This is a genomic window from Pseudomonas sp. W4I3 (assembly GCF_030816195.1).
Taxonomy (GTDB): Bacteria; Pseudomonadota; Gammaproteobacteria; order Pseudomonadales; family Pseudomonadaceae; genus Aquipseudomonas.
Map to the genome: position 1 here is coordinate 211,706 of NZ_JAUSXS010000001.1, position 24,683 is coordinate 236,388.

Here is a 24,683-nt window from a genome sequence, read left to right on the forward strand (position 1 = left end):
TGGTAGAGATTCAAGCGGCGCGGGGCGCCAGGCCCTGCAGGTCGATGGAAGGCGCGCGCTGATCGATCAGCTCGGCCAGCAGTTGGCCGCTGCCGCACGCCAGCGTAAAGCCAAGGGCGCCGTGGCCGAGGTTCAGCCACAAGTTGCGGTAGCGGCTGGCGCCAATCAGCGGTACTCCGGTCGGCGTGGCCGGGCGCATGCCGGCCCATTCGAGCGCATGGGCGTAGTCGCCAGCCAGGGGAAATGTGTCCAGGGCCTGGCGCTTGATCAAGGCCAGGCGCTTGGGCTCAAGGCCCGCGTCGAAGCCGACGATATCCACCATCGCCGCGACGCGCAGTTGCTCGCCGATACGTGCGTAGACGATCTTGCGGTCATAGTCGGTAATGCTCAAGTTCGGCGCCCGGTGCTCGGCGCCAATCGGCACGCTCAGGCTGTAACCCTTGAGTGGATACAGCGGCAGCGCCAGCCCTGGCAAGCCCAACGCGGCGCTGCGGTGCCCGGCTGCCAGCACCACGTGTGTCACCGGCATCACCTCATGCCCCAGCTCGATGGCCTGTACGGCACCGTCGGCATGGCGCAGCCCGGTGACCTTGCGCCCCAGCATAAACGTGCAGCGCCCCGACGCCTCAAGCCGGGCCGCCAGCCGTTGGCAGAAGGCATGACAATCGGCGACTTCCTCGTTTGGCGTGTAGATACCGCCAACAAAATCCGCCGCCGCCAATGTCGGCTCCAGCCGCGCGCAATCGTGCGTCGACAGCACCTGTTGCTGCAAAACATCGGTGACCTTGCTGCGCGCATGCTCGAAGGTGGCGGCATTACGGAAGGTCACCAGCTTGCCGTTTCGGCGCCAATCGAAACCCTCCAGGCGGTCATCCACGCGCCAATGCTCCAACGTGGTCTGGCTCAAGGACGCGAGGCGCAATAAATGGGCGGCATTGCGCTTATTCACCGAACTCCGGCAGGCGGCCATGAAGGCGGCCATCCAGCGCCATTGTTGGGGGTCCAGCCGTGGGCGCAGCTTCAACGGCGAGTCACCGCGCAGCAACCAGCCAAGCGCCTGCAGCGGCACGCCGGCATCCGCCAACGGCGCCACATAGCGATAGGACAGCTGCCCGCCATTGGCGAAGCTGGTTTCGCTGGCCAAGCTGTCGCGGGCGTCGATCAGCGTCACTTCATGGCCGGCACGCACCAAGGCATAAGCGCTCGCCAAGCCGATGACTCCACCGCCGATGATACAAACCTGCCTGGCCATCCCCGCCTCCCGCCTTCGATTAAGAGCGCTCAGCGTAGAGCCAGGTGACAGGCCACCGACAATGAATAAAGATGGCTCACCTATAAACAAAGGTTATGGGACTCGCCATGCGCTTGCGTCATATCGAAATCTTCCAGGCCATCCGCCAGACCGGCTCGATCAGCGCCGCCGCGCAGTTGCTGCACGTCTCGCAACCGGCCGTGACCAAAGTGTTGCAGCACGCCGAACTGCAGCTGGGCTTTGCGTTGTTCCTGCGGGTACGTGGCAAATTGCAGCCCACGCCAGAAGCGCTGGCGCTGGAAAGCGAAGTCGAGAAAGTCAGCGCAAGCCTTCAAGGCGTGCGGCGCCTGGCCAACAGCTTGCGCCGCGAACCTGGGCAAAGCATCCGCATCGGCGCGATCCCCGCGTTGGCGCTGTCGCTGCTGCCGCCGTCGATCCTTCAATGGAAGCGCGATTACCCGGACGTCGCCTGCGAGCTGTCCAGCGACCATAGCCGCGAACTGGTGCAGAAGCTGCTGATGCGCGAGATCGACCTGGCGCTGACCCTCAGTTTCTCAGGGCATCCAGGGCTCACCACCCAGGTGCTGGCCAACGGTGTACTGGTGGCGCTGGCGTCAAAAGGCTATTGGCCGGACGCTGGACGGCACAAGCCCCTGCCGTTGGCCGAACTGGCCGGCGCGCCCCTGATCGGCCTGTCCAGCGCCGACCCGCTGGCGGCGAAGCTGGGCAGTTATCTGGAAAATGTCGAGCCCGCGCCACGGGTGACGATCTCGGTGCAAACCTATTCACTGGCCCGTGCGATGGTCGAATCCGGCGCGGGCCTGACCGTGATCGATCCGTTCACCGCGCTGGGGGCTTCGACGGCCACGACGGACATCCGCACGCTTACCCCGCCGCTGCCCATCACCCTCTACGCGCTGACCCGCGCCAACGAGCCACCGCCGCACATGCTGGCCCGGCTGCTGGAGATTGTCGGCAGTCGCGCCGGTGAGCTGCTGGAACGCCTTCAGTGACAGGCGGCTTGCCCTGATGCCAGTCAGTTAAGGCTTTTTGTAGGAGCGAGCTTGCTCGCGAAGAATTCAGGGCCCCCCGCGTTTATCCAGAATGAACGCGTTGCCTGGACGTTTTTCGCGAGCAAGCTCGCTCCTACAGTGAGCTCCCACATTCAAAGCACGTAATGCATGATCGCCACAAAATGCAGCAGGCTGCCGCCGATCACAAACAAGTGCCAGATCCCATGGGAATGGCGCAGGCGATCCTCCAGCGCAAAAAAGATAATGCCCACGGTGTACAACACCCCGCCCGACGCCAGCCACACAAACCCGGCCGTGCCCAACGCCGCGAGCAGCGGTTTGACCGCCACCAGCACGATCCAGCCCATCACCGCATAGATCACGATGGACAGGATGCGCGCCTCCGAGCGTGGCTTGATCTCCTGCAAAATGCCGATCACCGCCAGCCCCCACACAATCCCGAACAGCGTCCAGCCCCACGGCCCGCGCAGTGTCACCAGGCAAAACGGTGTGTAGCTGCCGGCGATCAGCAGGTAGATCGAAAAGTGATCGACCTTCTGCATGATCTCTTTTCGCCGCCCTCGCACGCTGTGATACACCGTCGAAGCGCTGTACAACACGATCAGCGTAAAACCATAAATCGCCACGCTGACGATCTTCCAGGGGCTGCCATCCATAGCCGCCACCACCAGCATCCACACCGCGCCGATACACGCCGCGACAGCGCCGAGCAAATGGCTCCACGCGTTGAAACGTTCCCCGTGATACATCTATCGTTGACCTCCCATCACCCTTGACGGCTGGCGGCAAGCCTCCAGCCTTGCGCATCAGAGTGCAAGCGCCGTGTGACGTTCCGGCGACGCCGCAAGGTTTTACGGGCACAATCGAGGGCATTCGAACAAGAGCCCCGGCCATGTTGATCGACGAAGAATTCACCCTCAAAAAGCTGGAAATCTTCCTGGCGTTCATGCGCACCGGCAACCTCGCCCGCGCCGCCGCCGAGTTGCAAACCAGCAATGTCAGCGTGCACCGCGCCATTCATTCGCTGGAAAATGCCCTGCGCTGCCCGCTGTTCAAACATGAAGGGCGCAACCTCACACCACTGGAAAGCGCCTACGTACTCGAAGAGCGCGCGCAGAAACTGGTGGCCGACGTCGTCGACAGCGTGCGCCTGACCCGCGAAGCCGCCGGTTTCTCCGCCGAGCGCTTCAAGCTGGGCTCGCTGTATTCGCTGACGGTCAAGACCGTGCCGCAACTGATCATGGGCCTGAAAATCCGCCGCAGCGAACTGAATATCGACTTGATTCTGGGCTCCAACTTCGACCTGCTCTACAAGCTCAAGAACATGGAAGTGGACGCGATCCTCATCTCCCTCGACGACCGCGCCAACGACCCGGACTGTGAGCAGATCGAGCTGTTCTGCGACGATATTTTCCTCGCCACCCCGGCCGACTCGCCCTTCGACCGCGAACAGCAGATCGACTTGGCCGAGGTGCGCGACGCGACTTTCATCACCCTCAGCCAAGGCTTCGCCACCCATCAGGACGGCAATCGGGTGTTCAAGCAGGCGGGGTTCGAGCCGAAGGTGGCGATGCAGGTCAACGACATCTTCACGCTGCTGAGCATGGTCAGTTCGGGGGTGGGTTATGCGTTGCTGCCGGGCCGGATCGCGGCGGTGTACGAGAACCGTGTGAAGCTGATACCGCTGCAGCCCAGGTATCGGCTGCAGCAGCATATCGGCGTGGTGTTCCTGAAGGCCAAGGAGCGTGACCCGAACCTGCTGGCGTTGCTGGCGGAGTGTCGGATGTATGCCAATCGCCAGGCGCCGCCCTGATCTGATCGTTCCCACGCTCCGCGTGGGAAACGCCTCTTGGGACGCTCCGCGTCCCGCCTTCAAGAGCGGACGCGGAGCGTCCAGAGCTGCATCCCCACGCAGAGCGTGGGAACGATCAAAGCCCCCAGTCAGCCCACCAAACCCCGCATCGCAAGAAACAGCAACGACGGCCCAAGCAAACACCCTAGGGCTGTATAGAACGCGGCCGTCAGGCAACCGTACGGCACCAGCTTCGGATCGGTCGCCGCCAAGCCGCCTGCCACACCGCTGGAAGTGCCCATCAATCCACCGAAAATCACCGCGCTGCGTGGGTTGTTCAGCCCGATCAGCGGCGCTACGAACGGTGTCATCACCATCACCAGAATCGCCTTGATCAACCCTGCGGCTATGGACAACGCCATGACCTCGGAACTGGCCCCGATCGCCGCGCCGGTCACCGGGCCGACGATGTAGGTCACGGCCCCGGCACCAATGGTGGTCAGGCTCACCGCATCGGTATAACCGAACGCCATGGCCACCCCGACGCCGGCAATAAACGACGAACCCACGCCGACAAACAGCGCAAGCACGCCCACATACCCGGCGCGCTTGAGCTCATCGACACTCACCCCAAAGGCCGTGGCGACAATGGCGAAATCGCGCAGCATGGCGCCGCCCAGCAGACCGATACCTGACAACAGCGGAATATCCACCACACCCTTCGAGCCGCCGGTGAACGCGCCGCCTACATACGACAGCAACAAGCCCAGCAGAATGGCGATGGCCGAGCCGTGCAGGCGGCCTTTGGTGAAGGTGTTGGAAATCCAATAGGAGACCCACATGGTCAGGCCGATCAGGGCAAAACCACTGATCAAGCCGTAGCCGGTGATCACTTTCATCAACGATTCGTACATGGCAATCACCCGGCTTCTTTGGTGGGAGCCGCCGCGACAGGCTCGCGGTTGCCGATGCGAACCAGCACCGGCACCAGGGCAAAGCCCAGTACCACTGCAACGGTCCCGGCCAGAATCGCCATGGGGCCACCACTGATAGCGCCATACACGTTTTGCTGAGCCGCCATCGCCACCACAATCGGGATATAGATCGCGGCCCAGAAGCTCACGCCCTGCTCCGACTTGCCGGTAAACAAACCGCGCTTGCCCAGATAACTGCCCAGGCCGATCAGCAGCAGCATGGCGATACCCACCCCGCCGACGTTGGCGGGAATGCCCATCCATTTACCCAGCAGTTCACCGACAAACAGGCCGGCCAACGTGCACAGCGCCAGAAACGCCACACCGTAGATAATCATTGTTGTTGTCCTCAAAGTGCTCGATCGAAATTGTTGTTGTTGTGCTTCGAAAGCCTTCAATGCTGCTTTATCGGTGGCGGCGCTCCTCCTCTTGCAGCAGGGCCTGCAAGGTGTCCAGGCGCGCGCCTTCGCAGGCGATCACCGTGCCTTGTTCGAAGACGCGGCGAGACAGGCCGGTGAGCACCGCGCCTGGGGGCAGTTCGATCTGCAGGCGCACGCCACGCTCGTAGGCGCTTTGCACGGTGCCGCGCCAGTCGACGACGCGGCACAGGTTGAAGGCCAGGTCATCGCGCAGTTGCTCGGGGTTATGGATGGGCCGCGCGCGGGTGCTGCTCAGGTAGGTGATGCGCGGCGTCTTGAGTGGGACGAAAGCCTCGGCGAGGCGCTGGGCGGGTTCGTTGAGCAGCGCGCAGTGGGACGGCACGCTGACGGCCAGGCGCCTGGCGATGCCGTTGCCCTTGATGCGCTCGGCGACAAGCTTCATGGCGGCATCGCTGCCGGCAATCACGGTCTGGTTATCGGCGTTGATGTTGGCTAGGTATACCGGCGTTTGCGGGCTGTGGATCTCGGCCAGCAAGGTTTCGACGGTGGATAACTCGGGGCCTATCAGCGCGGTCATGCCGTAGCCCTGTGGATAAGCCTGCTGCATCAACTCACCGCGCAGGCTGACCAGTCTGACCGCGTCGGCGAAATCCAGCGCGCCGGCGATGACAGCGGCGGGATAGGCGCCGATGGACAAGCCCGCAACGTAATCCGGGGTGTGCTGCAACGCTCGCGCATGGGCCACGCCCGCGACCAGCAGGCACAGTTGCACGGCGCGGGTGTTCGCCAGCGCCTGCGCCGAGTCGAGCAGGCGAACGTTCTCGCCCAAGGTGTCACTGGCTTCTTCGAGCACCGGTTCGGCGAGGTGCTGGAGCATGCCCGACCGTTGGGCGCCTTGCCCCGGAAACACCAGAAGGCTGCTCATGCCACGGCCTGCCAGGGGTCGAGCACAAGGTGCGCCCCGCTGACGGTTTTGAGCAGCACGCGGCGCGATGCACCGGCCCATTCACGCAAGGCAACAGCGCCAAACGGGGTTTGCAGTTGCAGGTCCACGGCGCACGGCGCGGCATCCAGTTTCGCCAGCAACGCCCGTGCCTCAAGGCGACCCAGCGGCTCGGGCGCCTGCAGAATCAAATCCAGGTCACTCAGGGCATGCAACGCTTCGACGCCACTTGCCAATTCAAACCCGGCACTGCCGCTGACGCCCCAGTCTTGCTGCGCCAGCACCGGCCGCAGTTGCTCGAGCGCGCGCAGCGCCGGTAAATCTCGAGATGATGTCTCCTCGCGCAACGCCTCGGGCGTCACCCGCCGTTGCACCGCCGCCACCGGCATCAGCGCGGCATACCGCTGCTCGCGCAAACGCCCACGCACGCCCACCGCCACCTGGCCCGGCGCGGCGATGGCGCGACGCACCACCACCGGATGACCGGCGCTGATGGCCTCCACCACCCAGGCGGGCGCATCGGCGGGCAAGTGCGCCGGCGTCATGCCCCAGAGCAAATCGTGAGCGTTCACCACTGCTCCCGCAGCAGCTGGCGCACGTGACTGGACGCCGCACGGTTGGCCGCGCCCAGGCGCCCGCTCAGATCGGAGGTGTGGATGTCCTTGATCGCGTGCACCAGGCAATCGCAGACCCGTGCCACATCGTCTGCCGTGGGCTGCTCAATCTGGCTGACGGTCAGCGTCTCCCAGAGCAAACCCAGGCTGGCATAACTGTCGATGTCGTACGCCATGGGCGGCACGCTGGCGGCCAGGGCTTCCAGCTCTTCGACGCTGCGCAAGGTGACCCGCGCCGCCGAGGCCTTGCCCATGGCATGCACCATCACGCCAGGGTCGCGCAGGGCAATCAGGCGATTGGCTTGGTACCCGTGAGCGAGGAAGGCGCCGGACATGGCCTTGCCGACCAGCAGCGCGATCACCGGATGCCCGGCCAGACGGGCGCGCGCGTAGCTGTCGGCGGCGGCGGCCAGGGCCTGATGGATACCCAGGGCCTCTTCGCGGCGGCCGTAGGCTTGGCTGGGCACATCGACAAGGGCGATCAGCGGGCGCTTATCGCCCAGTGCGATGGCCTCATCGACGGCCTTGGCCAGGCCCCAGCCTTCAAGCAAGCCAACTTCGCCATTGCGCGCGCGAGGGAAACGGTTGTTCGGGTCGGTGACCACGGCGATAAAGCGCACGCTCTGACCGTTCAATTGGCCATCGGCGACCTTGAGCGAGTCGGGCAGCCCTTGCACCGGCGTCGCGCCAGCGCTTAACGCGTTAAACCACTGCAAACCTCTCATGGGCGTTCTCCCTGATACAGCGCGCGCACGGTCGCCGGCTCGATCTGCGGCGTGGCGTCGAGTTCGGCCAGGCACGCCAGGTAGAACTCGGCACGACGGCTGCGTTGTTGGTGTGGCACGCCCTGTTGCAGCAGTGCGCTGACGGTCTGCTGGATCTGCGCCACGTCGTCTGCCACATAACGGTCGGCCAGGCCGCTGTTGAAGCGCTGCTCGCCGCCCGTAAGGCTCCAGATGAAGGGCCGGTCGCGCGAGTCGTATTCTTCCAGCCCGGCTTCCTGCTCGATGACTTGCGGGCCGTTCAGGCCCAGCCGTGCTTCGCGGGTGACCACCAGGTAGCTGCATAACCCGGCCGCGATGGACATGCCACCGAAGCAACCGACACTCCCCGCCACCACGCCGATCACCGGCTGGTATTGGCGCAGATCGACAATCGCCGCATGAATATCGGCAATCGCCGCCAGGCCCAGGTTGGCTTCCTGCAGACGCACGCCGCCGGTTTCCAGCAGCAGCACGGCGCGGGTTGGAATGCCGTTGCGGTTGTCTTCAGCCGCCAGCTCCAGGGCGCCAGCGATCTTGGCGCCGCCGACTTCACCGAGGCTGCCGCCCTGGAAGTTGCCTTCGATCGCAGCGATCACCACCGGCAGGCCTTCGACGGTGCCCTTGGCGATCACCACGCCGTCATCGGCCTGGGGCACCACGCCCTGGCGGCTGAGCCAGGGCGACATGACGCGTTGGAACGGGTCGATCAGTTCACGGTAAGTGCCAGCATCCAGCAACGCCTGGGTGCGCTGCCGTGCACCGAGCTCGACAAAGCTGTGTTTGGTGAGCAAGTCAGTCATGACCGATCTCCTCGAAACCTTGCTCCAGACGCAGACGCACCACGCCGGGGGTGGCGCCGAAATCGTGAATATCGATGTTCAGGGCCGGTGGCGTCTGCTCCTGGAAGATGCGCTCGAACAGGTGGCGCCAACGTTGCTCGGCGCCATTGACCGAGGTTTGCACCTGGATCGTCAGCGTGCCGGCGATGCCCGGTTCCAGCAGCACTTCAAGGTCGCCGGAGCCGACGCACCCTACCAGCGCACGGCCTGTTGGTGGCTGCCCGGCGGGGAATTCAAAGGATAAGGTTTCCATCACAACGCTCCGTCGAGGCGGTCGATAAACAGGCAGGCGGCCAGCAGGTCGGCGGCGCCACCGGGGGAGGCATTCAGCGCCAGCAGTTGCTGGTCCAGGGCGTGCAGTTGGCGGCGACCGGCAAGGGTCGCGCTGCCGCCGGCGTCGAGCACGGCCTGAGCGCCGCGCTGCATGGCCAAGAGGCCTTCGGGGCCGGCACGGTAGAGCACGCAGGTGTCGGCCAGATCAGTCATGATCGCGAGCAAGGCGTCGAGGCGGGCGTTCTGTTCTCCGGCGTTTTGCTGGCGACTCTTGTGCAGCTGCGGCAGGCCGCGTTGCGTCACCGAAGGAAAGCCCAATTGCGCTTCTTCACGGGCGCCGCGAGCGCCATAGCGCTGGGCGACCTGAGCACCATGGCTGAGCGTGGCTGGCGCGTAAGCGTCGTTGAGCAGGGCCAGTCTGGCAGCGTTCAGCGTTACGCCGCGTGGCGCAAGGGCCGCCGAGGCGGTGAGCAAACCAAGCGCCCAGATCGCGCCGCGATGGGTGTTCACGCCGCCCGTGGTCGCGAGCATCGCCTGCTCACCGTCACGACCGATTCGCCCGAGGGCCTCGCGCAAGGGCAAACCGATTTCACCGATCTCGAGGGCGGCTTCGGCCATTTCCTTGAACATCGGCCACAGCGACAGGGCCGAGGCGTGCATCAGGCCCAGGTGCAAATCGCTGTGCGCGCCATTGCCGCGACGGTCCACCAGGGCAGGTTTGGGCGACAAGTCCGCTTCATCGATCAACGCATCGACGGCCATATCGGCCAGACGATCCGCCAGGCTGAGTTCATGCAGTTTGAGGGCGCGCATTTACCAGCTCCTGAATTTGGCGGGTGGGTTGTACAGGCCGCCGGACCAGTCCACCAGGTCGGCCACGCTCTTGGCGGCCAACAGCTCGCGGGTTGCGTCGGTGCGGCGGATGCCCAAGTCCTCGGGCAAGGAAATCAGGCCTTCGCGGCGCATGCGTGCGGTGTCCTTGGGGTTGTGGCGCAAGCCGATGGCAGTTACCCCGGCGACCGCCGCAATCATCGCTTGGCGCTCCTCCAGCGAGCGGGCCTTGTACAGGTAGGCAATGCCTTCTTCGGTGAGCAGGTGGGTGACGTCGTCACCGTAGATCATGATCGGCGCCAGGGGCATGCCGCTTTTGCGCGCCACTTCCACCGCGTCGAGGGTCTCGACGAAGGTGGGCTTGCCGCCTTCCTGGAACGTCTCGACCATTTGCACGACGAGTTTTTTGCCGCGTTCGAGCAAGGCTTCCGGCGCGTCGTCGTGGCGCATGTCCAGCCAGGCCGGTGTGCCATGGCGGCGGCCGCGGGGGTCGTGGCCCATGTTCGGCGCGCCGCCAAAGCCGGCCAGGCGGCCACGGGTGACGGTGGAGGAATGCCCGTCGCCGTCCACCTGCAGGGTGGCGCCAATGAACAGGTCCACGGCGTACTGGCCGGCGAGTTGGCAGAACATGCGGTTGGAACGCATCGAACCGTCGCGGCCGGTGAAGAACACATCCGGGCGGGCGGCGATGTAGTTTTCCATGCCCAGCTCGGTGCCGAAGCAATGCACACTTTCGACCCAACCACTTTCAATCGCCGGGATCAGGGTGGGGTGCGGATTGAGGGTCCAGTTGCGGCAGATCTTGCCCTTCAGCCCCAGGGATTCGCCGTAGGTGGGCAGGATCAATTCGATGGCGGCGGTATTGAAGCCAATGCCGTGGTTGAGCGACTGCACATTGTGTTTTTCGTAGATGCCGCGGATCGCCATCATCGCCATGAGCACATGCACCGGTTTGATGTGACGCGGGTCGCGGGTGAACAGCGGCTCGATATAGAACGGCTTGTCGGCCACCACCACGAAATCGACCCAACTGGCGGGGATGTCGACGCGGGGCAAGTCCGTCACGTCATCCACCAACTGGTTGACCTGGACGATAACGATGCCATCGCTGAACGCGGCGGGCTCGATCAGCGCCGGCGTATCTTCGGTGCTGGCGCCGGTGTAAATATTGCCGGCGCGGTCGGCCATGAAACCGGCAGAGAGCACCACGTTGGGGATCAGGTCCACCACCAGCCGTGCGTAGAGTTCGATGTAAGTATGGATCGCGCCGATTTCCAGCAGGCCGTCTTCCAGCAACTGGCTGATGCGCAGGGATTGGGTGCCGGCGAAAGAGAAATCCAGCTTGCGGGCGATGCCTTTTTCAAACAGATCCAGGTGCTCGGAACGCCCGACACTGGGCATGATCATGTGCAAATCATGGAGCTTGGCCGGGTCGGCCTTGGCCAGGGAGCGCGAGAGGAAATCGGCCTGCTTCTGGTTGTTGCCTTCGAGCACCACACGGTCGCCGGGGAGGATTAAGGCTTCAAGGGCCTCGACAATCTTGTCACTGGGCAACACCGCCCCGTCCGCATACTTTTTGACCAGTCCGAGCCGCCGCTGCTTCTCGTCGCGCCGCCGCGTCCAGCGCGAGTCGGGGGTGATGGTTGCTGTCATGGTCGCTCCACGGGGTTTGCTGTTGTGGGGCTTACCTTAGGAGTGAATCTTGGGGCCATCAATCAAGCTGGGCAGCAAACCGTTACGCCTGGAGTAACGAAGACCAAAATGTGGGAGGGGGCTTGCCCCCGATATAGGTGGGTCAGCTAATAGATATGTGGCTGATACACCGCTATCGGGGGCGAGCCCCCTCCCACATTTGCTCAGTAGCGCCTGTTAGATAGCGGTCCCAAACAAGGACCGATCAGTCCCTATTTGGGACCGCTTTAAAATTCCGGCGAAGGACTGATTTGCTCCAGCGCTCTATCGACCAACAACTGCCCAAACTCTGCCATTTGCTGAATCCCGAGCATGATGGCGCGTTGGGAAGTGTCCAGATCGAAGGCCAGGGTGCAGGTAAGCGCGTTGAGGGAGGACAGGGTTTCGCTGGCGTTGACCAGCAGGGTTTCGGTATTTTGATGGGGGTTTACGGTGAAGAGGGGCGGATTGGGGGTAGGTTTGATCATAATGAACCTCCTAAACAGTCAGTAAGGAGCGCCACTGTTCGCTTGCACGCGAGTGAGGGTGGCGACCGTGCGCAGGTGTGCAAGACCGGGCCTGTTTAGGACACCCAGCAGGTCCGAAGACCTCCTGCGCGCAGCCGCCATAAAGCAGCGAGCACAAAAAACGCCCGTTAGTTGGCAGGGCGTTTGTACGCCTAAACAGTTTCGTCGGACTTGCACGTCCGTGTCACCGTTTTTTGCGATGACGGGACGAAGACTAGGCGCGTAGGCCTCTCATCATAAGTTCATGCACGGCCCAAAATCTTGCAGGAAAAATCCTAAGCCCACACCCACTGTCATCCTTCCGATAGGCAGCAAAGAATGCTCCGACAGGCTTTTCAGGTTGTTGCTCGGAACTCGCCTCTCTAGCCTTTTCCATCCGAATCGTGCCACGGGCAGAGATCATGAATCCGACCTTTAAACCCGATGCAAGGCCATTGATGCACTGGACCTACCCGGCTGGCGCTTCCATCGTTTGAAGGGAGACCTGATCGACTACTGGTCCGTCAGCATAAGTGGTAACTGGCGCATCATTTTTCGGATGTTCGACGATCAGGTCGAACTGGTCGACTATCTTGACTACCACTGAGTAGAGGCGTCGATATGGGTATGCACAACCCACCTCACCCAGGTGAGATCCTGCTTGAAGATGTGATCCCCGCCTTGGGCATCACCATCACCGAAATGGCGCGACGTCTTGGTTTCGCCCGTGAAACGTTTTCAAGGATCTTGCATGGCCACGCCCCGGTCAGCCCGGACCTCGCCGTCCGGTTGGAGCGGGCCGGTGTGAATACAGCCCAGTTATGGTTGTCGATGCAGAGTGCCTACGACTTGTGGCAGGCCGAGCATCGGGAGCAGCCGATGATTGAGCGGTTTACACGCATGGACTGAGGAAAACCAGACCGGACGCTCAACGCGCCATGACGTTAACCACCACATGCAAAATGAACGCTGGCCCGTAACAAGGTCTCCCCATCTCATCCTCTATCCTCCAGATTGAGGCCACCGTACAAGTCTCCCTGGGTGCTGCAAACTCCACACTGATATGCACGGGCTGGCCCGGCAGCGTATCGGCGATAAGAAGCTCACTGTGCAGGCTACGCAGATGGGTGTCCATCACTACCTCTAGCTGGCCTTGTGCTTCTGCGCGGCGGGCAATCACATACTCCCCATCAACACGCACCAGGCGTCGCCCGCGCCAGGGTCGTGTGCCCAGGTTCTGAATCTCCCAGGTTTTCTTGAAAACTTCCCCCGGCAATACGACGGTGTGATCAGGCGTGGTGACATCGGCATTGAACACCGCAACGTCCTCCAGATCGTCAAGACCTACGGCCCGATTGGTGGGGGCCATGGAGCACGCATTAGCGGGCGCGCCTGCCAAGTCAGCGAAGTAGCGAAACAGCAGCAAAGGAGAAACCTGCAATGCCTTCGCCAGCCTGATCAGCGTGCGTACCGAGGGGTCCTTGGACGCTCCACCCGCTAGACCGTACAGGTAGGTTCTGGAAATTTTCGCCTCCTTGGCCAGAATGGTCAGGGGCTTGCCCAACTCTCGGCTGCGCCGCGCAACCAATGACCTGAGGGTATCTCGCGTTCTTATATTCATACGGAGTCTGCAGTTCCCACTTTTAGGTGAACGTCATTTCTTTGTCCGCCAAAAAAGACACTCTGCCCGCCGCCACGTGTATTTGACCCTGCACACTTGCCGCCTGCTGGCGATGTTGTGAAGGACATGGATTGAGCCTTTTTAGTCGGCCATATCCAGTGTCGTAGTTTCTCGCATGCTTGCGAACCGAGTGTTTGTTGCATTCCTTTACATCTACCTTTGGATATAGCCATGAACCACATCAAAGCATGCTGTGCATCCATTGCTCGAACAGGCTTCGGCATCCTGCAGATATCGGAAGCGATGCTGGAGGATTACAAAAAAATTGTTGATGGATACTCCACAATATCTCCAGCCACCAAGGCCTCGTTTTCCTTCGCGAATGACACCGATGGATTTTTCCCCTTTGGCGCCGAGTACTCGAGCCTTGAGGATCAGCCAGACCTGTGTGAGCGATTTTGTTACTGGCCTGCGCATTCATCAAAACGCAAGGCTTTTGAATTTACACGAAGTGAGTTTTTTGCTGCCGTTGAGGCTTTTGAACAACGGGTCAGCGCGCTCGCCCAGGAACTGATGGACGGAGTTTGCGCAGAGTTCGGAGCTACTTCGTTGACCGCTTTGCGTGCAGCGTCCTATCTGCAACTTTGTGTCTACGGCGCCAGTTCCGGGCCGGGTGAGCGCCAGTTTGCTCAGGATCCTCACGAGGATGGCCATATGTTGTCGTTCATCAAGCCTACTCGGGATGGACTCGTTCTGGTTCGAGGCAGCTCACTGGAGCCGGTACGACTATTGGAGAACGAGGTTGCAATCTTGGCCGGGTCGCTACTGACTGAGCTCTCGGACTACGCGATTCCCGCTGCGTACCACGCGGTTCTGACTCCTCGGACACCAATGACGCGAAGCTCTCTTATTTACTTCGTAAACCCTGATCCGGAGCAGGCGCTGACAGGTTTTTTCCGACACCGACCGATCGACTTGAAAAGCGCCATCAACGCGCGCCACATCGGTTTCGGCAATCAACCTCTTCAATTGACCTGACACCTAGGCGGTCAAGCACTTCATGATTCCAGACTTTCATGCCTTTTATCTCGAAGGCCTGCTACTGGGCATCGGACTGTTCGCCGCTCCCGGACCGAAAGACACCCTGGTTATTCGCCAGGGTGTCAGCCGCGGACCTGTCTGGGGTGTGGTGGCGGTATGCGTGTTCGCCGATATCATCCTCATCGCTCTTGGGGTCGTGGGCTTGGGCTCGTTGCTCGGCACTCAGCCAGCCTGGGTGGCGTTCCTGCTGCTGTCTGGAGCGGCCTATCTGCTGTGGTTCGGCTGGCAGCGGTTAGTGGCTTGCGTGCGTAACCGGTCGATGCCAGACGCCCAAAACCTCACCTCACAACGAGGATTGCTGCGCACGGCGGTGATACTCGGTTTTGCCAATCCGTATGCCTGGCTGGATACCGTAGTGCTAATTGGCTCTATTGGTGCGGCAAAGCCCGTCAGCCAACAAGCGTTTTTTGCCGGCGGAGCAATGACCGCGTCGCTGGTGTGGTTTGTGGTTCTGGCGTTGGGATGCCAAAGGTTGACGGATTTGTTTCGTTCGGAAAAAGTCTGGCGTTTATTGGACGCGGGCGTGGCGATTTTGATGGTGTATCTGGCCGGTATGCTGATTGCTGATTTTCTTGTGCTGCAGCCTCTGTAGACAGGAACGTCCCTCACGAGTCTGGCACACCGCCATCGGGGTAAGCCCCCTCCCACAGTGGATCTTCGTAGGGCTCAGGCCAGGCCGGACTCGGCCAGCAAGGCTTCAAGCCCCATCAAATCCGGCACCTTCGCCACATGCTCACCCACCTGCACCGCCGCCAGCTCCAGCGGGCACAGCGGCACGTCCACGTAGCTCAATTCACTGTCCAGCTTGTACGAGCGCGGAATTCCCTGGATCACCAGCGCAATGAACTTCAACGTCGGCCGCCCGCCCAGTGCGTTGAGCACCACGATGCGTGAGCGTTCGCCGGTTACGCTGGCTTCGCCGCACACGGCTTCGAAGCTGATCAAGGGTATCTGCCGGTCCCTCCAGGTGACTTGCCGCAGGTACCACGGCGGCGCATCGCTGGCCGGTTCGCCGCGCTGGAAGTCGATCAACTCGGCCACCGCGACATTGGGCAGTATCAAGTGGCGGTCAGCCAACGGCAGCAGCAGCCCGGTGAGTTGGCTTGCGCGGTGGTCAAGCATGGGACTTGCTCCAATAAGCGATGCTTTCCAGCAGCACCGACTCCTGGTACGGCTTGCCCAGGTAGTCATTGACGCCGATGGCCATGGCGCGGTCGCGGTGTTTCTGGCCGGTGCGCGAGGTGATCATAATGATCGGCAGGCGCATCAGGCGCGGGTCGTTGCGCACCTGGATCGCCACTTCGAAGCCGTCCATGCGCGGCATCTCAATGTCGAGCAGCATCAGGTCCGGGGTATGTTCTTCGAGCACGGCCAGGGCGTCGACGCCGTCCTTGGCGGTCAGCACGTTCATGCCGTTGCGCTCCAGCAGACGGCTGGTGACTTTGCGCACGGTGACCGAGTCGTCCACCACCAGCACCAGCAGCGGGCGCTTTTTCAGTGGGTCGTTGAGGATCAGTGGCGCATCCACCGACTGCGCCGGCAACATCGGTTGTCGCGCGCGGATATGGGCCAGCAGGTCGATGATCAGCACCACGCGGCCGTCGCCCAGGATGGTCGCACCGGACAAGCCTTGCACACCGGCAAACTGCGGCCCCAGGCCCTTGACCACGATTTCGCGTGTCCCGGCCATGGCGTCCACGTGCACCGCCACATGCCGCTCGTTGCACTGCACCAGCAACACCGGCACCGGCTGGTATTGGCCGAGCAGTTTGGGGCGGCTGACGGTGTGCAGCAGGTCGCCGAGGTAAAACAGCTCGTACTGTTGCCCGGCATATTCGTAGCGTGGCGGATCTTGCTGGTAATGCCCCGCCAACTCATGAGGCAGCACACGCACTAGGCCTTCGATGGTGTTAAGCGGAATCGCATACTGATCGTCCGCGCACTGCACCATCAGGGCGCGATTGACCGACACGGTGAACGGCAGGCGAATCCGGAAATGCACACCCTCGCCCGGGATCGAGTCGATCACCATCGAACCGCCAAGCTGGCGCACTTCTTCGTGCACCACGTCCATGCCCACCCCGCGTCCGGAAATCTGGGTGATCTTTTCCGCAGTGGAAAAACCCGGTTGCAGGATGAACTGCAGCACGTCGCGGTCGCTGATCTCCTGATTGGGGGCGAGCAGGCCGCGTTTGATCGCCTTGCGGCGTACGGCTTCGAGGGGCACACCGGCGCCGTCGTCGCGCATGTCGAAGACGATATCGCCGCCTTCGTGGGTCAGGTCCAGGGTGATGCGTCCCTTCTCCGGCTTGCCCGCCTGCAGGCGCACCTCGCGGGACTCCAGTCCATGGTCGACGGCGTTGCGCAGCATGTGTTCCAGCGGCGCCGCCATACGCTCCAGCACGTTGCGGTCCATCTCGCCCTCGGCGTTGCCGACCACGAATTCCACGTCCTTGCCCAGCTCGCCGGCCACCTGGCGCACGATGCGCTTGAGGCGCGGCAGCATGCGCTCGAACGGCACCATGCGCGTGCGCATCAGGCCTTCCTGCAGCTGGGTGTTGATGCGCGCCTGTTGCTGCAACAGGTCATGGGCGTCCTGGTTGCGGCGCTCGAGGGTTTCCTTGAGGTCGAGTAGATCGGAGGCCGATTCGGACAGTGCGCGGGACAATTGCTGCAGCTGCGAATGGCGATCCATTTCCAGCGGGTCGAATTCCTCGTAGCCCAAGCGCTCGGCCTCGGCCTGTTGGCGGCTGAACAGACGGCTCTGGGTTTCAGTGTCGAGGCGGCGCAGTTGGTCGCGCATGCGCTCGATGGTGGTTTCCACTTCCGTGAGCGCCGTGCTTGCATCGTTGACCTGCTGCTCGATACGCCCACGGAAGATCGAGGTTTCGCCGGCCAGGTTGACCAGGTCATCGAGCAGTTCGGCGGAGATCTTCACCATGTCGGCGGCCGGATCGACCGCCGCTTCCGCCTTGCCCACCGGCAACACCACCGGTACTGCCGGCTCGTCGCTGGGGTGCACCAGGCTTTTGATGCGTTCGATCAGCTTGTCCACCGAGCCTACCGGCAAGCCGTCCGCCACCGCATCGATCATCTGCGCCAGTCGGTCGTGGCAGCCTTGCAGCAGCGCGAACAGTTCGGGCGACGGCGCGAGCTGACCCGCAGACAGGCCCTCGTAGAGAAACTCCAGCTCGTGGGCCAGGTCGCCAATCGGGCCGATCTCGACCATGCGTGCGCCGCCCTTGAGGGTGTGCAGGTCCCGCAGCAGGTTTTCCACTTCCTGGCGGTTGCCGGGCTCGGCTTGCCAGCGCAGCAACGCGCTGCCTGAGCTGTCGAGAATGTCGGCGGCTTCCTCAAGGAAAATATCCAGCAGTTCGGGGTCGGCGCTCGAGGCTTTGGGCGTCGCAACCGGGGCCGCCGAAGGGCTGCTGTGGCGCAGCTCGCGCAGTGTGGCGACCAGCTCGCTGCTGTCGCTCAAGGGCTGATGCCGGTGCAGTTCCTCCAGGTGCAAGGCCAAGCGCTCATGGCTGGCCATCAGTGCCTGGGACAATTGGGTGGAGTAGCTGTAGCGGCGATCTACCAGCCCCTCGTAGACGCATTCCAGCTCCTGGGCCAGATCGCCCACTGCGTCGATTTCGGCCATGCGCGCCCCCCCTTTGAGGGTGTGCAAATCCCGCTGCAAGGAGGACAACGGCGCCATGCCGTCGGGCTCCAGCAGCCAGCGCTTGAGGGACTGCCCGGCGCTGTCGAGGATATCCACGGCTTCTTCAAGAAAGATGTCGACGATCTCATCGTCAATCTCCGTTTGCTGGCTCAGTTGCTCGGTCGCAGCACCCAGCTCGGCGATACTCAGGGCGCGGCTTCCGTCACTTTTGATCAGGCCAGTGGCGGACGGATCAAGGGCATCATCCAGCAACTCGCGCAGGGCCTGTACCCGTGTCGGTGCCGGGCTGATTTCCTGCCCGGCCGCCAGTTGGTCGAGCATATTGATCAGCGCTTCATGGGCCTGCTCGGCCTCGTGGAAAAACCGCTCGCTGACCGCCAGGCTGCTCTCTTCCACCGCGCCGTAGAGGTCGAGCAACGCTTCGCATAATTCATCGATGGGATACAGGTCGGCAAGGTGCGCGCCCTCGCCCAGGGTGGTCAGTTCGTCCAGCAGCGCGGTCAGTTCCTGGCGCTCGCCGGGGTGTTGCTGCCAGCGGCGCAGCAAACTTTCGGCGTCGAGCAGGATGTCCATGCCCTGGGCGAGGAAGTTGCTGATCAATCGCGGATCGCGCTTGATGCGCAGGCCGGTGCCGGGGGCGTTGAGCAGGGCCTGGAGCTGTTGGTCCAACAGGCTTTGGGTGCGTTTGATCAAACCCGCCGCGCCCTGGATCGGCGCGAGGGGATCGCTGTCCAGATCCCGCAGCCCTTGTTGGAACAGGCCTTCGGCTTCGAGCAACAGCTCAACTTCATCCAGGTCCAGCGGCAGGCGGTGAGCCTTGTATTCGCGGGTCAGGTGGTCGAGCGGCCGCGCCAGCTCGGCAATCGGCAACACGCCGGCCATGTAGGCGCTGCCCTTGAGGGTGTGCAGGGCGCGCTGCAGTTCATCGCTGACCTGCAGTGGCATGTGTTCGGCGGCTTGTTGCAGGAAATGGTTGAGGCTGTCCAGGTGGCTCTGGGCTTCGTTGCGAAAGATCTCCAGCAACATCGGGTCGTGCGGTTCGCCAACCGCTGCCCGGACGCCGCTGGCCAACGCGTGGGCGCGGGCCGCGAGGGCGTCGACCTCATCGCGCTGACGCTGGTCGTTGGTGGCAAAGTCGGCGATCACTTCCGGCAACACCGCCACCGCTTCATCCAGCACCTGCTGCACCTCGGGGCCCATGGCGACGCTGCGCTCCAGCACGCGGTTCAGCAGGTTCTCCACGGCCCAGGCCAGCTCGGCCACTACCAGGGCGCGCACCATACGGCCGCTGCCTTTCAAGGTATGGAAGGCGCGGCGCATTTCGCTCTGGGCGGTTTTTTCCGTGCTATCGGGCAGGTAACGGTGCAGCACCTCGAGCACTTCATCGGTTTCCTCGAGGAAGACTTCGCGCAACTCATCGTCAACCGGCTCTTCATCAGGCGGGGGCGGCAGCAGGCTACCCGGGCGTTGCAGGGCCGGAGGGTTGAGGCGCGAAGTGGGGCTGGCCAGCGCATCGAATTGGGATTGGCTGGGCGCGGTGTCGCCGGACAGCGCACCGTCGGGTGCAACCAATGCCTGACGCCAGGGCTTCTCCACCGGCAGGTAGCCCAGCGCGCTCAGGCCCTGGGTGGCCAGCTCCAGCACCTTTTCCCCTGCGGCATCGGGGTCCTGGAGCATGCGTTCCAGGTAGTACTCCAGGCTGCTGATCACCTCGGCGAAATGCTCCAGCTGCACTTGGCTGGGCGCCGTATCGTTGACCATCAGCTGTTCATCGACGTAATCGGTGCAACCGCGCATCAGGCTCGCCGCGCGGGGCAGTGGAATCATCGCCAGGGCGCCGCGCACCTGGCTCAACAGCTCAGGCAGGGACTCCAGGCGCTGACGGTCCCAATCGGCCTCGATGCAATCGATCACCAATTCTTTGGCCTGGCGCAGGCACTGGCAGGATTCGCGGATCACCAACTGGTGGATCTGGGTCAGGTCGGTGGTTGGCAGACGGCTTTCTTCGCGGCGCTCCGGTTCCACCGTACCGACCATGCCGGCCAACGTCGCTTCGACGTAGAGCAATGCCCCGGCGACGTCCATCAATACGGCATCGCTCGGTTCGCGCTGCCCCTGGACCAGGCTCAGGACCACCGCGAGCTGGTCGATGATCACTTTGCGCGGCTGGCCGAAACCGAGCACCGCCAGGGTGTCGGCGATCTGGCGCAGCGGCGCCAGTAGCGGGTCAAGGTCCTGGGTGTGCTGACGGTCGCTGCGCACGAACAGGTCAAGGCGTTCCTTGACCCGTACCAACTCTTCGCACAAGGCGCCGAGCACCGAGCCCATGGCGTTGCGGTCCGGCCCGGCCAGGCGTGCACGTTCGGCATCGACCACGGCGCTGTCGGGCAGCGCCTCGTCCAGGCCGTAGCGCTCCTTAAGACTTTGCATGCGCGGCGTCGGGCGGGTGACTTTGGCGACGTAGAACAGCAGGCTTTTTAGCAGCTCATCCGGCGCCGGCTGGTTGATCCCGTCGATGCCCTGGGCCAGCAGGCGCTTGAGCTGCTTGCCACTGGCCTTGAGCAGGCTGCGCAGTGCCGGGCTGTTGGCGATCACCCCGGTGAGCATGCCTTCGACCAGCGCCGAAGTGACCTGCCACAACGGCAACAGCGGCGCGCCCTGGCACAGCGCTTCCAGGCGTGCGAAGACCCGCGCCATGTCTTCCAGATTGCTGGGGCCGTGGTCCTCGCGCAGCAAACCGGCCAAGGCCTGTTGCAGCAGCGAGTGCCACTGGCGCAGTTGCTCGTGCAGGTCCGGCGCAGTACGTTGGGCCAGCGCCTCCGCGGGCAGCGGCATGATCGTCAACAGTTGCGGACTGAACAGGCTGGTCTCCGACAGCAGGCTTTCACCGCGGGCGCTGCGCAGGTCGTTGAGCAGCGGCAACACCACCAGCGGCAGGTCGCGGCGGGCACTGTGTACGCGATCCAGGTACAGCGGCAATTGGCCGAGGGCCTGTTGCAGCAGGCGGATGCTTTCGTCGCGCTGGCTGACGTGCCCGGCCTGCAATGCCAGCGCCAGGGCTTCGATCTCTTCAGCCAGCAGGGCCGCGCCATAGAACTCGACCATCTGCAGCGCGCCGTGCACTTGGTGGATAGCCGTCAGACACTCGTTGATGGCGTCGGCGTCATGGGTGTCGACGTACGCATCCAGCGCCGAACGGGCCTGTTGCAGGGTTTCGGCAATGTCGCCCTTGACCCATTCGAGGGCCACGTAGTCGTGCCGGTCAACCATAACTGCTCCGCTTAGAATTCATGGGTTGCTGGTGATGCAGTTATCTCAAAACCAATGGAGATTAACTGTGGGAGGGGGCTTGCTCCCGATGGCGGTGGTTCAGCCGATGGATCAAGTGACTGATGCACCGCCATCGGGAGCAAGCCCCCTCCCACATTTGGACCGCATTTCAGTCATCTGTCTGCTTGGCGGCTGGCAAGGTAAAACCCGACACCGACCTGCGCAACTGGCTCGCCATCTTCGCCAGGTTACCAATGCTCTCGGCGGTCGCCGTGGAACCGGACGAGGTCTGCGTAGTGATCTGCTGAATCACATTCATGGTCAGCGAAATCTGCCCCGCCGACGAGGTTTGCTGCTGCGCCGCGTTGGAGATGCTCTGGATCAACGCGGCGAGGGTTTTCGATACGCCTTCAATCTCTTCCAGCGCCACCCCGGCGTCCTGGGCCAGTCGCGCGCCGCGCACCACTTCGGTGGTGGTCTGTTCCATGGAAATCACGGCTTCGTTGGTGTCGGCCTGGATTGCCCGCACCAGGGTTTCGATCTGCCGAGTGGCGGCCGACGAGCGTTCGGCCAGCCGTTGCACTTCATCGGCCACCACCGCGAACCCTCGCCCGGCATCCCCGGCCATGCTCGCCTGAATCGCGGCGTTCAGGGCGAGGATGTTGGTCTGGTCGGCGATATCGTCGATCAGGCTAACAATGTCGCCGATCTCCTGGGAGGACTCACCCAGGCGCTTGATGCGCTTGGCAGTGTCCTGTATCTGTTCGCGAATGTTGTCCATGCCATGGATGGTGTTGTGCACCACCTCGTTGCCCTTGTTAGCAATCTCCACCGAGCGTTCCGCCACCGCCGAGGACTCGGCGGCATTGGCCGAGACCTGGTCGATGGACTGGGCCATCTGGTTGATTGCGGTGGAGGCTTCGGCGATCTGCTGGGCCTGATGCTCCGAGGCCTGGGCCAGGTGCATGGCGGTGGCCTGGGTGTCCTGCACCGCGCCGGCGACTTGGCCGGCGGTGAGGTTGATGGTGGCCACCAGGTCGCGCAGTTGGTCCACCGAATAGTTGATCGAATCGGCGATGGTGCCGGTGAAATCTTCGGTGACCGAGGCCGTGACGGTGAGGTCGCCGTCGGCCAAGTCTTCGATTTCGTCCAGCAGGCGCATGATCGCGTTCTGATTGCGCTCATTCTTTTCAGCGGTTTCGTGCAGTTGGCGGTTGGTCTCACGCACCATCACCAGGCCGATCAGGATGATCGAGGCCAGCGCCAGCAACCCCAGCACGTAGCCGCCGAGGGTATCCAGGCTGCGCCCGCCGGCCAGGTTCTCGAAACCGGTGGCCAGGTGCGAGGCTTCATCGAGCAGGGTTTGCGACAGGTTGAAAATACGGCTCGCCGAAGCGCGTACCTGGAACAACTGCGGCGAGGTTTCGAGAATTTCATCCACGGAACCCGAGACGAATTCGAACAGTTCGGCAATTTCGCCCAACCGCGCACGGGCGTCGGGGTCTTCAACCTGGGTGATGCGCAGGCCTGGGTTGCCATTGAGCATGCCATTGAGCACCACGCCAAAGCGATTGGCGTCGCGACCAAAGGCATCGGCGGCCTGCACGGCGGTTTCATCGCCGGCAAGCACGGTGTTGACCGCGCCGAGGATGCGCTCGGCCAGCAATGACTGGCGCTGGGCCAGTGCCACCTGGCTCGCGGGGGCGCCGCGCTGGAGCAGAATGTCGACGACTTTTTCCGACTCTATCTGCAACTGCGGCACGGTTTCGGCCAGGGTGGCGGCCACTTGGTGCAACGACAGCACGGTCTGTTCGCTGGCCAGAATGGCGTCGGTGTTTTTCAGCAGGGCTTCCCAGTCGGTCTGCACCGCACGCATCTCAGCGCGCACGGCAGTGGGCGCGGCAGGCAGGCCGGTTTGCGGGTCGCCTTTTTTCAGGTAGCCCCAACGCTGCGCAAAGTCATTGCGCGCCTCGCCCAACAGTTTGAACGCGGCGGCCTTGCCGGCGGCGGCTTCGGTGGCGTTCTTGGCGATGCGCTGGGACAGCACCCGCAGCTCGCCGGCGTGGCCGATGTACTGTTTGTCGTAGGTGGACTGGGTGTTGAGGTAGGCGAAGTTGGCGAACAGCAGCATGATGAACACGATCAGTGCAATAAACAGCACGATGATCTGCGAACGGCTGCGCGAGGCGGCCTGGGGTTTGGGCGTGGTCACGGTGGTCATGCGGCGACATCCATGAAGCCTGGGGCCTGGGCCAGGGCGAAGGGGCTGAAGACCTGCCATTGCGGGTCGCCATCGAACTGGCCTTGGATAAACGGCGCGCCGCTGGTGGCACTCGCCACCCACGCGTCCAGTGCAAAATGTTGCATGCCCACCACCTCGTCCACCAGCAACCCGACAAACAGGTCGTTGAATTCCACCACCAGCACTCGCCGTTGCTTGCGCGCCTTGGACAATTGCTGACCAAGAAACCCGCCCAGGTCCAACACCGGCAGCAAGCGCCCGCGCAGGTTGGCCACGCCTTTGACCCAGGGTTTGACTCCAGGCATCAGGGTGCAGCGCGGCTCATGCAACACCTCGGCGACTTCGCCCATGGGCGCCACATACCAGTGCTGCCCCAGGCGAAAGCCAATCCCGCTCCAGCGTTGCAGGCGGGTTTCCTGGGACGGCAGGTCGGCGGCCAGCAGGCGGCAGCGGCGATCGATGTCCAGCAGCAGCTCAAAGGCGGTTTGCGACTCGGTCATGATGGCGTGCCGTCAGCCGGCCAGCACCTTGTTCAGCGTGGCGATCAGGGTTTCTTCATCGACCGGCTTGGTCAGGTAGTCCTTGGCACCCTGGCGTGCGCCCCAGATCTTGTCGGTCTCCTGATCCTTGGTGGTGATGATGATGATCGGGATGCCGTTGGTTTCCGGCTCCTTGGACAACTGGCGCGTGGCCTGAAAGCCGTTGAGGCCCGGCATCACGATGTCCATCAGTACGGCGTCGGGTTTTTCCTGGCGGGCCAGGGCCACGCCGTCCGCGCCATTTTCGGCTTTCAACACCTGGTGACCGTGCTTTTCCAGCATGCCGGTCAGTTTGTACATTTCGGTCGGCGAATCGTCGACGATCAGAACACGTGCCATGGTTTTCCCCGCTACATTGGTCGGCGCCGGCCCT

23 protein-coding genes and 1 pseudogene are annotated in these 24,683 nt (G+C 63.0%); 6 read left to right on the forward strand and 18 right to left on the reverse strand.

Features of this window, described 5'->3' with window-relative positions; translation table 11 throughout:
• Window positions 1-10: 10 nt before the first annotated feature.
• The gene (locus QF045_RS00950; RefSeq protein WP_306494834.1) at window positions 11-1,285 is read right to left on the reverse strand and encodes a D-amino acid dehydrogenase; all 1,275 of its coding nucleotides are present in this window, start codon (window positions 1,283-1,285) and stop codon (window positions 11-13) included.
• A 74-nt stretch (window positions 1,286-1,359) separates the two neighbouring features.
• Here QF045_RS00950 and QF045_RS00955 point away from each other — a divergent pair, with 74 nt between their 5' ends.
• Window positions 1,360-2,265 (forward strand): LysR family transcriptional regulator, encoded by a 906-nt coding sequence (locus QF045_RS00955; RefSeq protein ID WP_306490700.1) that lies wholly within the window; start codon window positions 1,360-1,362, stop codon window positions 2,263-2,265.
• Between the two features lie 152 nt (window positions 2,266-2,417).
• On the opposite strand, the gene QF045_RS00960 is transcribed toward QF045_RS00955, so the two are convergent.
• Complete coding sequence (locus QF045_RS00960; protein WP_306490701.1) at window positions 2,418-3,035, reverse strand: hemolysin III family protein; 618 nt, start codon at window positions 3,033-3,035, stop codon at window positions 2,418-2,420.
• Window positions 3,036-3,178: 143 nt separating this feature from the next.
• On the opposite strand from QF045_RS00960, the gene QF045_RS00965 reads away from it, so the two are divergent.
• A complete protein-coding gene (locus QF045_RS00965) occupies window positions 3,179-4,099 on the forward strand; it encodes a LysR substrate-binding domain-containing protein (RefSeq protein ID WP_306490702.1) in 921 nt (306 codons plus the stop codon).
• A gap of 128 nt (window positions 4,100-4,227) precedes the next feature.
• Here the strand turns inward: QF045_RS00965 and madM are convergent, their stop codons facing one another.
• The 10 genes from madM to QF045_RS01015 form a co-directional block, all read right to left on the reverse strand.
• Window positions 4,228-4,992: a malonate transporter subunit MadM gene (gene madM / locus QF045_RS00970; RefSeq protein WP_306490703.1), complete on the reverse strand. Its 765-nt coding sequence runs from the start codon at window positions 4,990-4,992 to the stop codon at window positions 4,228-4,230.
• A gap of 5 nt (window positions 4,993-4,997) precedes the next feature.
• Window positions 4,998-5,390 carry a malonate transporter subunit MadL gene (gene madL, locus QF045_RS00975; RefSeq protein ID WP_306490704.1) on the reverse strand — a complete coding sequence of 131 codons (393 nt, stop codon included), beginning with the start codon at window positions 5,388-5,390 and terminating at the stop codon, window positions 4,998-5,000.
• A gap of 67 nt (window positions 5,391-5,457) precedes the next feature.
• Complete coding sequence (gene mdcH / locus QF045_RS00980; protein WP_306490705.1) at window positions 5,458-6,357, reverse strand: malonate decarboxylase subunit epsilon; 900 nt, start codon at window positions 6,355-6,357, stop codon at window positions 5,458-5,460.
• On the reverse strand, window positions 6,354-6,950 hold the full coding sequence (locus QF045_RS00985) for a malonate decarboxylase holo-ACP synthase (RefSeq protein WP_306490706.1): 597 nt from the start codon (window positions 6,948-6,950) through the stop codon (window positions 6,354-6,356). Before QF045_RS00985 ends, mdcH begins: the two co-directional genes overlap by 4 nt.
• The gene (mdcE, locus tag QF045_RS00990; RefSeq protein ID WP_306490707.1) at window positions 6,944-7,714 is read right to left on the reverse strand and encodes a biotin-independent malonate decarboxylase subunit gamma; all 771 of its coding nucleotides are present in this window, start codon (window positions 7,712-7,714) and stop codon (window positions 6,944-6,946) included. The genes QF045_RS00985 and mdcE overlap by 7 nt, the downstream gene beginning before the upstream one ends.
• Entirely contained in the window at window positions 7,711-8,553 is an 843-nt protein-coding gene (locus tag QF045_RS00995) for a biotin-independent malonate decarboxylase subunit beta (RefSeq protein WP_306490709.1), read from the reverse strand. The genes mdcE and QF045_RS00995 overlap by 4 nt, the downstream gene beginning before the upstream one ends.
• The gene (locus tag QF045_RS01000; protein ID WP_124388580.1) at window positions 8,546-8,845 is read right to left on the reverse strand and encodes a malonate decarboxylase subunit delta; all 300 of its coding nucleotides are present in this window, start codon (window positions 8,843-8,845) and stop codon (window positions 8,546-8,548) included. Before QF045_RS01000 ends, QF045_RS00995 begins: the two co-directional genes overlap by 8 nt.
• Entirely contained in the window at window positions 8,845-9,678 is an 834-nt protein-coding gene (locus tag QF045_RS01005; protein ID WP_306490710.1) for a triphosphoribosyl-dephospho-CoA synthase, read from the reverse strand. The genes QF045_RS01000 and QF045_RS01005 overlap by 1 nt, the downstream gene beginning before the upstream one ends.
• Entirely contained in the window at window positions 9,679-11,349 is a 1,671-nt protein-coding gene (mdcA, locus tag QF045_RS01010; RefSeq protein WP_306490711.1) for a malonate decarboxylase subunit alpha, read from the reverse strand.
• A gap of 266 nt (window positions 11,350-11,615) precedes the next feature.
• Complete coding sequence (locus QF045_RS01015; protein ID WP_306490712.1) at window positions 11,616-11,855, reverse strand: DUF6124 family protein; 240 nt, start codon at window positions 11,853-11,855, stop codon at window positions 11,616-11,618.
• A 475-nt stretch (window positions 11,856-12,330) separates the two neighbouring features.
• On the opposite strand from QF045_RS01015, the pseudogene QF045_RS01020 reads away from it, so the two are divergent.
• A pseudogene (locus QF045_RS01020) lies at window positions 12,331-12,480 on the forward strand (type II toxin-antitoxin system RelE/ParE family toxin); the annotation flags it as partial.
• 14 nt (window positions 12,481-12,494) lie between these two features.
• The gene (locus QF045_RS01025; protein WP_306490713.1) at window positions 12,495-12,782 is read left to right on the forward strand and encodes a HigA family addiction module antitoxin; all 288 of its coding nucleotides are present in this window, start codon (window positions 12,495-12,497) and stop codon (window positions 12,780-12,782) included.
• A 19-nt stretch (window positions 12,783-12,801) separates the two neighbouring features.
• Here the strand turns inward: QF045_RS01025 and QF045_RS01030 are convergent, their stop codons facing one another.
• Window positions 12,802-13,437, reverse strand: a complete 636-nt coding sequence (locus QF045_RS01030; protein WP_306490714.1) for an NBR1-Ig-like domain-containing protein — start codon at window positions 13,435-13,437, stop codon at window positions 12,802-12,804.
• A 288-nt stretch (window positions 13,438-13,725) separates the two neighbouring features.
• On the opposite strand from QF045_RS01030, the gene QF045_RS01035 reads away from it, so the two are divergent.
• Together QF045_RS01035 and QF045_RS01040 are read left to right on the forward strand one after the other, a co-directional pair.
• On the forward strand, window positions 13,726-14,532 hold the full coding sequence (locus QF045_RS01035; RefSeq protein WP_306490715.1) for a 2OG-Fe(II) oxygenase: 807 nt from the start codon (window positions 13,726-13,728) through the stop codon (window positions 14,530-14,532).
• A 22-nt stretch (window positions 14,533-14,554) separates the two neighbouring features.
• On the forward strand, window positions 14,555-15,187 hold the full coding sequence (locus QF045_RS01040; protein WP_306490716.1) for a LysE/ArgO family amino acid transporter: 633 nt from the start codon (window positions 14,555-14,557) through the stop codon (window positions 15,185-15,187).
• Between the two features lie 74 nt (window positions 15,188-15,261).
• On the opposite strand, the gene QF045_RS01045 is transcribed toward QF045_RS01040, so the two are convergent.
• From QF045_RS01045 to pilH, 5 genes are all read right to left on the reverse strand, one after another.
• Window positions 15,262-15,717 (reverse strand): chemotaxis protein CheW, encoded by a 456-nt coding sequence (locus QF045_RS01045; protein WP_124388584.1) that lies wholly within the window; start codon window positions 15,715-15,717, stop codon window positions 15,262-15,264.
• Complete coding sequence (locus QF045_RS01050; RefSeq protein ID WP_306490717.1) at window positions 15,710-21,529, reverse strand: Hpt domain-containing protein; 5,820 nt, start codon at window positions 21,527-21,529, stop codon at window positions 15,710-15,712. Before QF045_RS01050 ends, QF045_RS01045 begins: the two co-directional genes overlap by 8 nt.
• Window positions 21,530-21,698: 169 nt before the next feature.
• Window positions 21,699-23,750 (reverse strand): methyl-accepting chemotaxis protein, encoded by a 2,052-nt coding sequence (locus QF045_RS01055; RefSeq protein WP_306490718.1) that lies wholly within the window; start codon window positions 23,748-23,750, stop codon window positions 21,699-21,701.
• On the reverse strand, window positions 23,747-24,271 hold the full coding sequence (locus QF045_RS01060) for a chemotaxis protein CheW (protein WP_306490719.1): 525 nt from the start codon (window positions 24,269-24,271) through the stop codon (window positions 23,747-23,749). The genes QF045_RS01055 and QF045_RS01060 overlap by 4 nt, the downstream gene beginning before the upstream one ends.
• Window positions 24,272-24,283: 12 nt before the next feature.
• The gene (gene pilH / locus QF045_RS01065; protein WP_014720320.1) at window positions 24,284-24,649 is read right to left on the reverse strand and encodes a twitching motility response regulator PilH; all 366 of its coding nucleotides are present in this window, start codon (window positions 24,647-24,649) and stop codon (window positions 24,284-24,286) included.
• Window positions 24,650-24,683 lie beyond the last annotated feature (34 nt).

Bases quoted from the DNA above. Each gene is read 5' to 3' on its own strand.
- QF045_RS00955 (WP_306490700.1), top strand. From the start codon at position 1,360: ATGCGCTTGCGTCATATCGAAATCTTCCAGGCCATCCGCCAGACCGGC.
- QF045_RS00960 (WP_306490701.1), bottom strand. From the start codon at position 3,035: ATGTATCACGGGGAACGTTTCAACGCGTGGAGCCATTTGCTCGGCGCT.
- QF045_RS00965 (WP_306490702.1), top strand. From the start codon at position 3,179: ATGTTGATCGACGAAGAATTCACCCTCAAAAAGCTGGAAATCTTCCTG.
- madM (WP_306490703.1), bottom strand. From the start codon at position 4,992: ATGTACGAATCGTTGATGAAAGTGATCACCGGCTACGGCTTGATCAGT.
- madL (WP_306490704.1), bottom strand. From the start codon at position 5,390: ATGATTATCTACGGTGTGGCGTTTCTGGCGCTGTGCACGTTGGCCGGC.
- mdcH (WP_306490705.1), bottom strand. From the start codon at position 6,357: ATGAGCAGCCTTCTGGTGTTTCCGGGGCAAGGCGCCCAACGGTCGGGC.
- mdcE (WP_306490707.1), bottom strand. From the start codon at position 7,714: ATGAGAGGTTTGCAGTGGTTTAACGCGTTAAGCGCTGGCGCGACGCCG.
- QF045_RS00995 (WP_306490709.1), bottom strand. From the start codon at position 8,553: ATGACTGACTTGCTCACCAAACACAGCTTTGTCGAGCTCGGTGCACGG.
- QF045_RS01000 (WP_124388580.1), bottom strand. From the start codon at position 8,845: ATGGAAACCTTATCCTTTGAATTCCCCGCCGGGCAGCCACCAACAGGC.
- QF045_RS01005 (WP_306490710.1), bottom strand. From the start codon at position 9,678: ATGCGCGCCCTCAAACTGCATGAACTCAGCCTGGCGGATCGTCTGGCC.
- mdcA (WP_306490711.1), bottom strand. From the start codon at position 11,349: ATGACAGCAACCATCACCCCCGACTCGCGCTGGACGCGGCGGCGCGAC.
- QF045_RS01015 (WP_306490712.1), bottom strand. From the start codon at position 11,855: ATGATCAAACCTACCCCCAATCCGCCCCTCTTCACCGTAAACCCCCAT.
- QF045_RS01025 (WP_306490713.1), top strand. From the start codon at position 12,495: ATGGGTATGCACAACCCACCTCACCCAGGTGAGATCCTGCTTGAAGAT.
- QF045_RS01035 (WP_306490715.1), top strand. From the start codon at position 13,726: ATGAACCACATCAAAGCATGCTGTGCATCCATTGCTCGAACAGGCTTC.
- QF045_RS01040 (WP_306490716.1), top strand. From the start codon at position 14,555: ATGATTCCAGACTTTCATGCCTTTTATCTCGAAGGCCTGCTACTGGGC.
- QF045_RS01045 (WP_124388584.1), bottom strand. From the start codon at position 15,717: ATGCTTGACCACCGCGCAAGCCAACTCACCGGGCTGCTGCTGCCGTTG.
- QF045_RS01050 (WP_306490717.1), bottom strand. From the start codon at position 21,529: ATGGTTGACCGGCACGACTACGTGGCCCTCGAATGGGTCAAGGGCGAC.
- QF045_RS01055 (WP_306490718.1), bottom strand. From the start codon at position 23,750: ATGACCACCGTGACCACGCCCAAACCCCAGGCCGCCTCGCGCAGCCGT.
- QF045_RS01060 (WP_306490719.1), bottom strand. From the start codon at position 24,271: ATGACCGAGTCGCAAACCGCCTTTGAGCTGCTGCTGGACATCGATCGC.
- pilH (WP_014720320.1), bottom strand. From the start codon at position 24,649: ATGGCACGTGTTCTGATCGTCGACGATTCGCCGACCGAAATGTACAAA.